Source organism: Chloracidobacterium sp., assembly GCA_016720705.1.
Taxonomy (GTDB): Bacteria; Acidobacteriota; Blastocatellia; order Pyrinomonadales; family Pyrinomonadaceae; genus OLB17.
In genome coordinates, this window is sequence record JADKKB010000007.1 from 604,726 (window position 1) to 618,845 (window position 14,120).

The 14,120-nt window shown below is 52.0% G+C and carries 10 protein-coding genes; 6 read left to right on the top strand and 4 right to left on the bottom strand.

The annotated features are described in order from the left end of the window. Positions 1-3: 3 nt before the first annotated feature. From IPQ00_09885 to IPQ00_09900, 4 genes are all read right to left on the bottom strand, one after another. A complete protein-coding gene (locus tag IPQ00_09885) occupies positions 4-1,584 on the bottom strand; it encodes an amidase (GenBank protein MBL0240868.1) in 1,581 nt (526 codons plus the stop codon). Positions 1,585-1,605: 21 nt separating this feature from the next. After that, positions 1,606-3,594: a tetratricopeptide repeat protein gene (locus IPQ00_09890; GenBank protein ID MBL0240869.1), complete on the bottom strand. Its 1,989-nt coding sequence runs from the start codon at positions 3,592-3,594 to the stop codon at positions 1,606-1,608. A gap of 112 nt (positions 3,595-3,706) precedes the next feature. After that, on the bottom strand, positions 3,707-4,150 hold the full coding sequence (locus IPQ00_09895) for a hypothetical protein (GenBank protein MBL0240870.1): 444 nt from the start codon (positions 4,148-4,150) through the stop codon (positions 3,707-3,709). Next, complete coding sequence (locus tag IPQ00_09900) at positions 4,147-4,968, bottom strand: glycosyltransferase family 2 protein (protein MBL0240871.1); 822 nt, start codon at positions 4,966-4,968, stop codon at positions 4,147-4,149. Before IPQ00_09900 ends, IPQ00_09895 begins: the two co-directional genes overlap by 4 nt. Before the next feature lie 39 nt (positions 4,969-5,007). Here IPQ00_09900 and IPQ00_09905 point away from each other — a divergent pair, with 39 nt between their 5' ends. From IPQ00_09905 to IPQ00_09930, 6 genes are all read left to right on the top strand, one after another. Next, complete coding sequence (locus tag IPQ00_09905; GenBank protein MBL0240872.1) at positions 5,008-6,345, top strand: hypothetical protein; 1,338 nt, start codon at positions 5,008-5,010, stop codon at positions 6,343-6,345. Positions 6,346-6,456: 111 nt separating this feature from the next. Next, positions 6,457-7,323, top strand: coding sequence for a 4-hydroxy-3-methylbut-2-enyl diphosphate reductase (gene ispH, locus IPQ00_09910; GenBank protein ID MBL0240873.1), 867 nt, complete (start codon positions 6,457-6,459; stop codon positions 7,321-7,323). Positions 7,324-7,617: 294 nt separating this feature from the next. Next, entirely contained in the window at positions 7,618-8,175 is a 558-nt protein-coding gene (locus IPQ00_09915) for a hypothetical protein (protein ID MBL0240874.1), read from the top strand. Positions 8,176-8,231: 56 nt separating this feature from the next. Continuing rightward, positions 8,232-11,756: a CHAT domain-containing protein gene (locus tag IPQ00_09920; protein MBL0240875.1), complete on the top strand. Its 3,525-nt coding sequence runs from the start codon at positions 8,232-8,234 to the stop codon at positions 11,754-11,756. A gap of 64 nt (positions 11,757-11,820) precedes the next feature. Next, positions 11,821-12,483, top strand: coding sequence for an N-glycosylase (locus tag IPQ00_09925; GenBank protein ID MBL0240876.1), 663 nt, complete (start codon positions 11,821-11,823; stop codon positions 12,481-12,483). Between the two features lie 94 nt (positions 12,484-12,577). Continuing rightward, positions 12,578-14,116: an aspartyl protease family protein gene (locus IPQ00_09930; GenBank protein MBL0240877.1), complete on the top strand. Its 1,539-nt coding sequence runs from the start codon at positions 12,578-12,580 to the stop codon at positions 14,114-14,116. The last annotated feature ends 4 nt before the right edge of the window (positions 14,117-14,120 follow it).

Below are 14,120 nucleotides of genomic sequence, written 5' to 3' on the forward strand. Positions count from 1 at the left end.
AGGTTATTTATAGGTAACCAGGAATTTTGGCTTTCTGCGAGCCTTAGTCGCTTGCTCAAAGGCATATGCTAATTTGATCAACGTCCCCTCGGAGAATGGACGGCCGAATAACGAAATTCCGACCGGTAATTCCTTCACAAATCCCGCGGGCACAGTTATATTTGGGTATCCCGCCACAGCAGGCAGAGTCGAACTACTTACGTCCTCGCCAAAACAATCTCCGTTTACTGTATCGATCATCCAGGACGGTGAGTTTGCCGGTGCAAATATCGCGTCCAATCGGTTCGCATCCATTACCTTATCAATGCCCTCAATGCGAGCATATTTGCGGCAGGTCTCAAGAGCGTCCAGATAAGCTTTGTCTGTAAGTGCACCTACTTTCGCCGCCTTTTCCATTATATTTTGATCAAAATAGGGCATTTCCCGCGCTCGATTCTCGTTGTTAAATCGGATCAGATCTTCCATCGTTTTGTGCCGGGAACCCCGTTCGCGAAGGTACTTTTGAAGGCCGTCCTTAAACTCATACAGCAGGACTGTAAACTCAGCCTCACCGATCTTCCCCGCGTCCGAAAATTTAACGTCGATGAGCGTCGCCCCCGCCTTTTTTATAGTTTCGAGTGCGGCGTCGGCGATCGCGTCGACATCTGACCGTTTGCCCCATAGATCGCGAACGACCCCGATACGGGCACCGCGTAGTCCGTCGGCTTTCAGAAACACCGTATAGTCGACCATTTCACGCTTTCCCTGCATCGCCGGGTCGGACGGGTCGATCGCACTGATCACCGTCAGCACCGCCGCCGCGTCGGCGACGCTTCTTGTCATCGGTCCGGCGGTATCTTGCGAAATGGCGATGGGAATGATCCCGCTGCGAGAAACCAGGCCGATCGTTGGCTTGAGGCCGACGATCCCGCAGATCGCCGACGGACAAACTATCGAACCGTCCGTCTCAGTGCCGATCGCGACGGCCGCCAAATTACCCGCGACCGCCGCCGCCGAACCGGACGATGATCCGCACGGATTGCGATCCAGAACATACGGGTTGCGAGTCTGTCCGCCACGTCCTGACCAACCGCTGATCGACGGATTGGAGCGAAAGTTTGCCCATTCGCTGAGGTTTGTCTTGCCTAGGATGATCGCTCCGGCGGCACGAAGTTGGGCCACGATCGACGCATCTTTGACAGGTGTTGGAGCATCCGTTAGCGCGAGGCTTCCGGCCGTGGTTTTCATCTTGTCGGCAGTGTCAATATTATCCTTGAGTAATACCGGGATGCCGTGAAGCGGACCTAGAACGCTCTTTTTCAGTCTTGCCCTATCGCTCTTTCTGGCATTGGCGATCGCATCGGGGTCCAGTTCGATGATCGAATTGATCTTAGAGTCGATCGCCTTGATCCTGGCCAAGTACCATTTCGTTATCGATTCAGACGTAATCTTGCCGCTTTGCATCGCCGATTGCAGTTCAGCGACCGTTGCTTCTTCGATCGGAATCTCGACCGGCAAGGCTTCAGCGTTCAGATTATTAACGTTAGCCGCAAATATGCTGATGCCGCCAATTGCGGAAATACCTAAGAATTCACGTCGTTTCATTTTCACCTTCTCCATTGTTCATTATTCAGACACTTTCCTTAGATTTGCCTGCGCCTGTGCAAAATTGGGATTTATTGATAGTGCTTTTTGAAAAAGGGCCGCAGCTTCCTGTTTCTGCCCTCGATCGGCCAAAATTAGTCCAAGTGTGTTGTAAGACTCAGCGGAATTTGGGTACTTGCGAATTGTGTCCTCAAGTTCGCGTACACCCTCGGCCGTCCGCCCTTGCATGTGCATTGAAAGTCCGAGATTTCGGTGAGCATCAACGTTGTCCGGAACCGCATCGATCACTTTCCGAAAGAATTCCGCGGAACGATCATAGCGTTTTTGTTTCATCGCGGCCGCACCAAGACTAAAATACGCTTCTTGAAGCCGGGCATTGTCAAAGAATCCACCGCTGTCTGCCTCGACAGCTTTTTTTAACGCTACAGCTGCAGCGTCTAGGTCGCCAAGACTGGCCGAGACGGAAGCTAGATTGGTCAATGCGAATACATAATCGGGCTTGATCTCAACCGCCTGTTGAAACGCAGTCCGAGCTTCATCCAGTTTGTTCTGCTTCATCCGCACAGTCCCAAGATTGTTATACGCGTCCGGTATCGAGTTGTCATCGGCAATCGCCGCCTGACATTGGATCACTGCTTCATCAAGTCGATTCTTCTTTTCAAGATAATTGCAGTAATTGTTCTTGATCAGGTAATTCTTTGGTGTCACGGACAAAGTTCGCAAGTAGATCGTCTCGCTATTACGCCAATATGAGACCTGAATGAATGCCATGACCGAAAGTACGGTTAAGATAATGCCGACAACAAACGCCGCGACTCGTCTATCGATCCGAACCTTTTCAAAAAGCTCGTTTCCAAGCCAAACCAAAATGATCAAGAGTCCAATGTGAGGAATGTAAGTGTACCTATCGGCAAATGCTTGGCGGCCGACCTGTAAAATACCAATTACCGGAACGAGTGTGCCGATAAACCAGAACCAACCGACAAATAAGTATGTTCGGGATCGAAACTGATGAATAGTAACTGCTGTGATCGCAATTAACAGGATCGCACAACTCACGACAGTTAATACACCCAAATTACTTTCAAACGGATACCACACCGCAAGTCCGGTCGGATTGAACATCATTCCTATATACCGAACGTATGACACGATCGCATTTTCGAATCGATCCGACATCGGAATGATAGTAGTCGACTGGATTGCGCCTGAACTTCTCTGGGCAATTATCGTAATAATTGCCGAAGCACTTGATAATGCAAAGAACGGCAATTTCTCTCGGACCAACGGCCAAAGGGTCGCGGGTGCGATTCTCTTAAGCCGGCCCAACGGCCAAAGATCGAGCAACATAAAGACAAACGGAAGCGTCACGACCATCGGCTTGGCTGCAAGTCCCGCAACGAATAGAGCGAGCGAGACCATATACGTTCGACGGTCTTTGGTGTTGCTGACCCAACGAATGTAAAAGAAAGTTGAAAGCAGCCAGAAAAGTGTTGAGAGAACATCCTTTCTTTCGGAAATCCAGGCAACCGACTCAACGTGAACCGGATGAACCGCAAATATCGCGGCAACCAAAGCACTTCGCCAAAAGGCCCCTGTCAATCGCTTCAGAAGTGCAAATATGAGCAGGCTGTTAGCAGTGTGAAGCAGGACGTTCGCGATGTGGTGACCGCCCGCATTCGAGCCGAATATCGTCGCGTCAAGCTGATGTGAGATCCATGTCAGTGGATGCCAGTTCGACGAATGGAATGCGGTGAGAGCCCAACCCAGACCCTTCAGGCCGATTCCGTTCAGCACAAACGGGTTTTCGTAAACATACGCGTCATCGTCAAGATTGATGAAATCCGCAAAGATCGTTCGAAAGTAGATAACGAGGCAGGCTAATGCGATAACGCCCGCGACAAAGAGGAACCGCTTGTTCGATGTCATCCCCGTCACAGCTGAATCGACCTTAGTTTCCGTAATAGTATCGATGTTCTGACGACTGATTTTCGAGTTTTTCTTTGCCATCCGACTCGTTCAAATATTACTTTTTGTTACCGACTTTTATAAGATTTTCTTGAGCGTCCACAAAGTCCGGGCGTAGATTCAAAGCTGTTTGAAAAGCGACAAGCTCTTCATCCTACTTCCCGGATCCGCGATAGCTTGTCCCGAGCATACTCCATGCGGCCGCATTACTTTGATTTTGCTGAAGTATTTTCTGTAATTCGATTACAGCATTCTGAAACTGCGCGGACGTAATCAATTCCTCCGCAAATTTCAAACGCAGTTTTATATTACCGGGCTGCAGATAAATTAGACGCTTCATGTTTTCAATCGCTTTCAATTGATTTCCCGCCTTCAGGTAAGCATCGACCAGACTGCTCAACACAGAACTAAACAACGCTGGGTCAGTGTTTCCGCCGCTCATCAATACCGCCTTTTCCAGATTAGATTCGCCCTCTTCCGGCAGGCCCTGCAGGATCTGTGATTGTCCCAAATTCGCGTAGACGAGAGCGTAACCGGCAAAGGTCAGAACGAAAAGTTCCTTATTTTTGGAAACAAAATTACGCATTGCGTTGTTCATTTTGATAGGCGTTCCTTACCATTAGAGATTTGCTCTGGCTCCACTTCGGAGTAATACTCGGAGCGACCAAAACACTGCATTTCGGCAAACATCCGCGACTTCGTCAAGCCCATTTTATGAAAACGAAACTTGAACGAGGTTGCCAAGACGCCAAGCCCATACCTCACGCTTCGTGAAAAATTAATCGAAGAAGCCTCAGAAAAATATCGGGTCGGGCACGACATCTCGCCAACTCTAAAGCCGCAATAGATAACCTGTGCGAGCATTTGATTATCAAACACAAAATCATCTGAATTAGTCTCTATTGGCAGAGATTCGATCACCTCGCGGCGAAACGCGCGAAAACCGGTGTGGTATTCCGAAAGCTTGTAGCTCATCAGAATATTCTGCACGGAGGTCAGGAGACGATTGGCTATGAACTTATAAAGCGGCATCCCGCCCTCGAGGGCCCCCTTTCCGAGAATTCTGGAGCCTATTACTACATCGTATTCGCCGTATGCGATCATCGATGCCATTGGCACTATCAGTTGGGGCGAATATTGATAATCCGGGTGCAGCATCACAACAATGTCCGCGTTATGCATTAACGCTTCGGCGTAGCAGGTCTTCTGATTGCGGCCATAACCGAAATTGGCGTCATGCTGAAAAACCGTAAGCCCTAGTTTGCTGGCGATCTTTACGGTGTCATCCGAACTGGCGTCATCTACGAGCAAGATCTCGTCGACGACGCCGCGAGGTATTTCGGACACGGTCTTCGCCAGCGTTTTCGCGGCGTTGTACGCGGGCATCACGACGATGATCTTCCTACCGTTTAGCATTGATTATCTGAATAGATCGAATGCCGCAAATTATATCAAATGAGGTGGTTTTTTGGTCACCACGAAACGCGCTCAGACCTAAACTCCGTTATAATTGCTAGAATGGACGTTGCCCGGCAAAACATTTCCCCACCAAAATTGATCGCGTCGCTTCGCCGATACGACCTTTTGCCGGCGATCGTCTTTATACCGACCCGCAGAGGTTGCGATGAGGCGGCATCAGAAATATCGCTCGACAGATCACAGCCGCAAGAGCCGGAAAAGCAGGCTGAGCGGCAATTGATGTTTGACCGTTATGCCGAGGCAAGTCCGGAGATCCGCGGCCACAAGCACCGAAAGATCCTCGTCCATTCCGGCGTCGCCGCCCATCACGCGGGACACATTCCGGCTTGGAAACTCCTGGTCGAAAAGATGATGTCAGCCGGACTGTTGAATGCGATCTTTGCAACGTCAACGGTTGCGGCCGGGGTTGATTTCCCGGCTCGGGCGGTCGTGATGAGTAACGCCGATGCTCGCGGTAATAACGGTTGGCGACCGCTAACAGCCAGCGAACTCCAGCAAATGACGGGTCGTGCCGGACGTCGCGGCCGTGACAACGTCGGCTTTGTCGTCCTTGCTCCCGGCCAGTTTCAGAATTTGCGAAAGATCGCCGAATTGCTTAAGGCAAAACCGGACCCGCTCGAGAGCCAGTTTCGCGCCACCTACACCAGTCTGCTGAACCTGCTCGATGCATTTGGAAATTTCGCACAGGTCAAGGACATTGCTTCCAAGAGCTTTGCTTTTCGCGGAACGGGCACCTCGCCCGATCTGGCTGAAAGGATCTGGCGGCCATTTGAACGCCGGGCGCAGGTACTTGATCATTACGGATACCTTGATTTTGAGGGTGAAAAAGTGACACCGAGTGGCAAATGGCTCGCAGATCTCCGCGTGGATCGGCCGCTCCTTATCGGTGAGGCGTTTCGTAGAGGAATGCTTGACGAACTCAAGCCGTCGGAAATTGCCGGACTCGTCGCATCGATCGCGGCCGACGCGGATCGGGACTTTGGAGCCGGTCGGGTCTCGGGCAGTCTGGCGTACGCATTGGGCAATTTTGAGGATGTGGTCTACGACATTTCAGGGGTCGAATGGAAGCATCACATCGAACCCGTCGAAGAGCTAAACTACTCAGCCGCAGCCGCAGCCGAACGATGGGCCAAAGAAATGTCCTGGGATGAACTAACATCGCGGACCAAAGCCGAAGAAGGAGATCTGGTCCGACTGCTCTCGCGTACCGGCGAAGCTCTACGACAGATCGCCGGACTCTCCGCAGCCAACTCCGTAGCCGCCGCCACCGCCCGCGAAGCCGCTGAGATCGTTCTCCGCGAACCGATTCGCTGACCCGCGAAGTTGCTGTTATCAGGATCATAGTTTCACAATAAATGTTGATTTGCTAAAATTTAGGGTATTAGGAGTTTGGCTGGAGCAAGATCACGCTCGAGATCGTCTTATATGGAAGTTTTATTGGCAAATGAATACGGATTCTGTTTCGGTGTCGAACGTGCTGTCGAGATGGTCGAGGAGGCTATACACGACGGAGAGACCGTGCGTGCACTCGGCCCGCTGATCCACAATGAACAGGAGATGCAGCGACTCGCTCACGAGGGCGTGCTCACCATCAGTGAACCGATCCAGATCCAGAGAAATGAGACCGCAGTCATACGAGCTCACGGCGTAACCCCCGAGGTGCAGCGGGCTCTTGAGGAAAAAGCGGCTAAGGTCGTGGACGCGACCTGCCCCTTTGTAACCCGTGTCCAGAAACTCGCAGCACGCGCCGCCGCCGAAGATCGCCACGTTGTCATCATCGGCAGTCCCGACCATCCCGAGATGATCGGCGTTAGGGGTTATGCACCCGATCACGCATTTATTATTCGTGATGAGACCGAGATCGACCAACTGCCCCAATTACGGCGTCCGTTGGTAGTTTCGCAAACAACTATTAAGTCCAAAACGTTTTTTGAGGCCGCCGAAGCCATAAGGACTAAGACGGTCGATGAAGTTCAGATCATTAACACCATCTGTTCGGCGACGCGTGATCGCCAGGATGCGGCCCGTGCTCTCGCCGGTATGGTCGATGCCTTTTACATTATCGGCGGACGCCACTCTTCGAATAGCGTAAAGCTGCTCGCGGTTTGCAAAGAGCAGTGTGACCGGAGCTTTCTAATTGAAACCGAGGCCGAGATCGATCCGGATGACCTGCTTGGCGTCGAGCGCGTCGGCGTTACGGCCGGAGCGTCAACCCCAAAATGGCTGATCGACAAGATCGTAGAGCACCTCAAAAGCATTGGGAAGAATCTTGATGCGACTCTCGCCCCATAGCCGAAGTAGAAGCTATTTTGATGGCTGTTATGTAAAGGCTTTCTGAAACCGTCAAACGTTTGTCAGAAGGCCTTTGAATCTCACGTAACTTTCTTACCGCGTATGTTTTGTCTGCCTTGACGCGGTTCATTTGCTTGACTAATATTGTCTTGATTTTGAAAAGCGAGGTGAGCCTTGCCGGCACCGACGATGAGTCAGCAGGACGAGGTCTTCCACGAATAAAACTTCGACGGACCTGAATTCAATTGACGACACCATGTCAGTGGCTTCATATCGCTGTTGCTTTTCTTCCTTATGCCGAACGATAGTGCGATAACCCCTCAGAATTTCAAGCTTCTTCTGGAATGGCTGGATCCGGATGAGGAAGTTGCCGTCCATCGCTACGAGCAGATCCGCCTTCGCCTTATCAATATCTTGCAGTTCCGAGGGTGCACAGATGCAGAGTCACTGGCTAACGAAAGTATCGACCGCGTCACGGCAAAAATGCCGAAGATCGTGGGAAATTATATCGGTGACCCCACACTCTACTTTTACGGCGTTGCGAAATTGGTATTGTTGGAGTGGCGTCGCAAACAATCAAGACAAACGCTACCGATGCCGCCGCCCGCCCGTGTTGATGCTGAGAGCTTGGAAACAGATCACGATTGCTTGAACAGTTGTCTTGCCAATATCCCGAAGCAGAATCGAGAACTGCTCATCGCGTATTACAGTTATGAAAGCAGTTCGGCAAAGGCAAAGCATCGGGTAGAGCTTGCTCAGAAGATCGGCATTTCACAAAGTGCACTTCATATTCGGGCATTTCGGATCAGACGGGTTGTCGGAGAATGTATTAAGAATTGTCTAGGTCGCTAAGCCGCGTTTGAAAGGAATATCGATTAAACAACATATAGAATATAGAGAACAGTTTTATGGCCATTGACCTCGAAATTAGAGACTACCTGCTCGGTGACGTATCGGATCCGGAGCAGTTAGGCACGATCGAAGAACGGTATCTGACCGATGACGATTTTGCTGAGTCCGTTTCGTTGGCCGAGGATCAGATAATCGAACAATATCTCGACGACGAGTTAACTGACCAACAGCGCCATTCATTTGAGACACATTTCCTAACGACGGATCACCGCCGACATCAACTTCGTACTATCACCGGATTGCTCTCCGCAGCACGCGCCAGGGCCACGCCGGATGCGGTATCCGAGAATCAGGTCACGAAGGCTCGATTCCCATTTCAAACACTATTTTCAAATCCGTTGATCGGTTACGGTTTTGCGATCATTCTTATAGCGTCGAGTGTATACGGTTTTTGGCGGCTTGTGATCTATCGTTCAAACGTCGATGTCGGCTTAGCCCAACTCCGGGAGGCTTATGCCGGCGAGCGCCCGATCGAGGCTCGTATCAGTGGATTTCAATATTCGCCGTGGCGCACGACGCGAGGCAATGGCGGTGACGTAGATCCCGCCGCTCGTGACCGTGCCGAAAAATTATTGACGCTTGCCGCAGGCGAAACTGACGACACCGCATCACAGGCGGCACTCGGCAAATTCCTATTGACCCAACGAAAGTTTGAACAGGCTAATGAGCTATTTGCTCGGGCAGCAAAGTCCGCACCGAAAGACGCGCGGATCCACTCCGACTGGGGTGCGTCACTGCTTGAACTTGCCCGAATTGACCGCTCATCAGGCGACCGCTCAAAAAGCGCCGAAAATTTTGACGCCGCCCTATCCCACCTCGAGACCGCGATCGCAATAATGCCCTCGATGCTCGAAGCGAGATTCAACCGCGCTCTCTGCTTGCAGGAAATGTTACTCAACGAACAAGCCAAGGCCGCATGGCTTGAATACTTGTCATTCGATGATTCATCACGTTGGGCCGAAGAGGCGAGGCAACACCTTGAGAAGCTGAACACATTAAGTGCTACCGAGACACCGGCCGACGACATTCTGGCCGGTTTTCTGCGTTCGGCGGCCGACGGTGACGACGAAAAGGCATTTACAATATTGGCCGGCAATCGTGAGCTGATCTCCAGGAAATACATCCCACAGCTTTTGGCGATGACGTTTATTACGTCGCCTGAGGACAAGCGTCCGGCGATCTTAAATGCACTCGACCTTGCCGGACGCCTCGAATCAGAGCGGATCGGTGATAAGTTTGCCGCGGAGATCGCGGCCTTTTATCGCAAGCTCGACCCGCGGTCATTTAATGACCTCCGCGATGCTCAGGCCTCGGTTCTGAAAGGCTATGCCCTGTGTATCGCCGGAGACTACAAGCTCGCCCTTGCCGAATTTGCGAATGCTCGCCGGATCTTCGAAAAAAACGGCGACATCTGGGAAGGCAATCTAAGTAAGTATTTCGAAGGCTACTGTCAGATCAATTTGGGCGAAGTACAAACAGGCCTTGATACCGTGGACAAGGTCGTTGAATTTGCCCGAACGGCCAACTACCGATGGCTCGAAATGACAGCGTTGTATTGGCTGGCCGGTGCTCAACGAAATCTGCGGCAACACTCAATATCCAAACTTATCTACCGACGGGCATTTTCATTGGCCGAGCAGATCGGTGACCGATACGGAATGCAGCGTAATCTGCTGGAGTCGGCCGGCGACAGCTCATTCTTGGGACAACATAATTTAGCAATTGATGGGCTCGTCAGGGCGTTTGAGATCTCGAATTCGGGCTATTCCAGTTCCCGTCAGCGTTGCCGCCTGAGTCTGGGTGGCTCTGATGTATATCTCGCGGCCGGACTCACGACATCTGCCCGAAACGCGGCCGAAGACGCTCTAATACTCGCCAAAAGCGTCAATGATCCAATGTTGACGGTAATTTCACGAAATAAAGCTGGAACTGCGTACCTCAACGGCGGCGACCCAGCCACGGCAAAACAATATTTCGATACAGCACTTTCTGAGTCCCGAGCGTTCGCTGACGAAGTGTCGCGAAATAAAATGACGGCACTCTCATACCTCCAAATGGCCCGACTCGAGCGCTCTGGCGGCGATTTGCAAGGCTCGACCGATCTATATCGACAAGCAGATACCCTATATGACGACTTGGCGATGCCGTATTACCAATACGTGGCCGAAAAGGGTGTCCTGAGCGGCCTCAAAGAACTCGGCGACAACGCCGAACTCGACCGTTTACTGCCGCTGACGATCAAACTGACCGAGGACTACCAGGACAAGATCTCCGAAGAGTCCGAGCGAGCGTCGTTTCTCGACGACGGTATTACTATCTACGACCTCGCACTCGAGCGTGAATTTGAAAAAGGCGAACTCGGTAAGGCTTTTACCTTCAGTGAGTCATCGGCATCCCGAACCTTGTATCGACGGCTTGCTGCAAAAAACGATGTCGCCCCGCGGCCTCTTACGATCGACGAGATCCGTGACAAAATGCCCGCCGATACTCAAATTCTAAAATTTTCGGTACTGATGGATCGTACCCTTGTCTGGTTGATCTCAAAGCGTGACGTATCCGTGACGCCGATCAATATCGCGTCGTCCTCACTTCGCGACAAGGTGGGGCGATACTATGCCGCACTTAAGAGTCCTGATGCCGACCTCACGCTCGTAAATTCACTCTCGCGTGAGCTATTTGACCTTTTGATCCGGCCCGTAAGCGACAAACTGGACCGCGCACTCGACATCGCGGTCGTGCCAAACAAATTCTTGTTCTATCTGCCGTTTGCTTCCCTGTTAAACGAACGAAACGAACCTTTGATCGCATCGCATACGCTCGTGTATTCGCCGAGTGCGTCGGTATTTATCCTGTGTTCGCTCAGCGCGACTGGGTCGCCGAAGACGAGCGAGACGATCCTCGCCATCGGAGATCCGGCGTTTGATCGCTCGACGTTTCCCGAACTCACGGTGCTGCCCGCGGCGGCGGACGAAGCACTGAATATCCGCGGACAATACGGGTCCGGAGATGTTCTGACAGGTTCGAGTGCCGTCAAACCGGATGTATTAAAATTGATCGGCCAGGCAGATGTACTGCATTTTGCCGGCCATTACGTAGTCGTCGACCGCGAGCCCGAGTCATCATTCTTACTGCTTGCCAAACAAGACAACTCGTCCGCCGCTAATATTCTCACCAATGCCGAACTGGCCGGCCAGGATCTCGGCGGGCTTCGCCTCGTGGTGCTGTCGGCGTGCCGGACCGGTCTCGATAAATATTTTGACGGCGAAGGAATGGTCGGCATTTCGCGCACATTTCTCGCCGCCGGCGTTCCGGTAGTGATCGCAAGCCAGTGGACGGTCGATTCGGATGCGACGTCGATATTGATGAAGAGCTTTCATAAAGATCGGCGTTCCGGCGGGATGAAGTCCGCTGACGCACTTCGTCAAGCCCAACTTAGTCTTGCCGCGTCAAATGGCGGCAAGTATTCGTCACCTTATTATTGGGCTGCATTTTCAGTAATTGGCGGCGATTCCAAATACTAGTCGCTACCGTGCCCGAGCACATTGACACCTCTTCGTAAGGCTTCCTATTATTAAGTACATCACCGTGACTCGCGTAAAGATTCCTTTAACATTCGCCTCGATCCGCACCGCTCACGCCGAGCGTAGCAATGAGATCACCGCCAAATTGGCGGAGTTTTCGGCCATTGGTGAGTTCGGCAGCGACGAAGATCTGTGGGCCGAGATGGTCTTCTGTTTTTTTACGGGAGGTTGCTCTGCTCGAATGGGAATTCGGTCGCTCGCGGCGGTCCGCCATCTGCTGATGACCGGCGAACAGCCCGAACTCGCTGACGCCCTGGTCGGATCGCACCGCTATCCGAATGCTCGCTCGAAATACATCGTCGCATCGCGATCGTTTCTGCAAGAGCATTGCCAAATGCGTCTGCGGTCTAAGCTACAGAGTTTCGACCAGCCGCTCGAAAGACGCGATTGGCTCGTTCGCGAAAAGGGCATCAAGGGCCTCGGGTACAAGGAGGCGAGCCATTTCTTACGAAATATAGGCTATCGCGGCTATGCCATTCTCGATAAGCACGTTCTCAACAGCCTTTTCGAACTGAAAATAATTGATGACCCTAAGCCACCAAATACGCGTTCGAAGTATCTAATGGTCGAAGAAAAGCTAAAACAGATCACGCTCGAACTGGGCATCGATTTTGATGAACTCGACCTTGTACTCTGGTCAATGAAAACCGGCGTCATCTTAAAATGATACGTTCGAGCATCGACGGCCGAAGTAACGCCCCGATTAACGCCCTATGAATTGCGACGCCAGACGACCTAAACGATCCCGCACAGCGGTTCGATTGACTCGCGCTTTCGGGCTGCTGATGCTGGTACTGACCGTTTCCGGCATTTCGATCCGTGCGGCGGCCCAATCGACCGATACCGGGCCGAATGAGGTCCGCAAGCTGATACGAAAGGCCGTAAAACTCACCCGCGGTGAGTCGCTGGTCGCCGCCGAATCCATCTTGCGGCAAGTCCTCGTCCTCAATCCTGCCAATTCAGCGGCTAAGGTCGAACTCGCGTTTCTACTCACTAAACGCAGACGCTTGACCGAGGCATATAATCTAGCGTTTCCGGTTGCCGAGGCGGAACCGGCCAATGCCAGAGCATTTGCCGTGCTCGGCAATATTTTGCTGATCGGCGGCCGATTTAGGGAAGCTCGAGCTCTCTTTTTTAACGCCATTCGTCTCGATCGGAGGCAACATTTGGCTTGGGCGGGATACGGTATGATCGACTTTTACGAAAATCGTATTAGCGAGAGTCTTGCCAACCTTAACGAGGCGACATACCAGGCACCCGACGAACCTGACCATCTGTTTGCCCTTGCTCAGGTATCGTCTCGAGCCGAACGATATACCGAGGCCGCCGATGCTTTTCGACATTTCCTAAATGTTTCGTCGATCAACGATAAGGATAGACGGGCGCGGATAGTCAGCCTGATCGAATTTCTACGTTTTCTCTCAGAGCGATCCAGTCTGTACCGCAGCGTCGGCAGCGACTCCACAGATGTCGGGTTTGAACTCGATGGCAATCGCCCGGTACTCGAGGTTCGGGTCAATGATCTGGCCCGGCCACTCAGATTCGTGCTCGACACCGGTTCGGGTATTACCGTGATCTCCGACAAAACTGCGGCTCTACTCAAGATAAAGCCCATCACCCGCGGCGGCCACGCCAAAGGCATCGGCGGCGACGGTAAGTTTGAGGTCGTCTACGGCTTTTTGCAAAAACTGGATATCGGCGACATCGCGATGCGGAACGTCCCAGTCTATATCCGGCCGTTTCATAACGCAAATCAAACCGTCGATGGCTATCTCGGCCTGTCACTGGTCTCTAAATTCCTGACGACCGTCGATTACGGCACCAAGCGATTTATCTTGTCAAAGCGGGATGACGACCGGCGTGACTTCCTCGATGGCAACGAGCTCTCGCTGCCGCTTCGTCTGACCTCAAGCGGTTTCCTTAGTGGCGAGGTTATGGTCGAGGGCATTGAATCACCGCTCAATTTTATAATCGATACGGGTGCCAGCGTATCCGTGATCTCTGACCAGGTCGCCAACAATCAAAGCATCGTTCCATTTGCTAACGACGAAAAACTTCGCGTGATCGGAGCCGCCGGTGTGACCGAAGACGTTCAAAGCTTTATGCTGCCCAAGGTCACATTCGGACCTCATTCGCGAAAACAGATTGCCGCTATCGCCCTCGACCTTGATATCATTAATGAGGCTTCGGGATTTGAACAAGCCGGCATACTTGGCGGTAATTTTCTCAAAAACTACCGTATGACCTTTGATTTTCGTAATTCAAAGGTAATCTTAAGATCGATCATCCCCGACAATTAGCCGC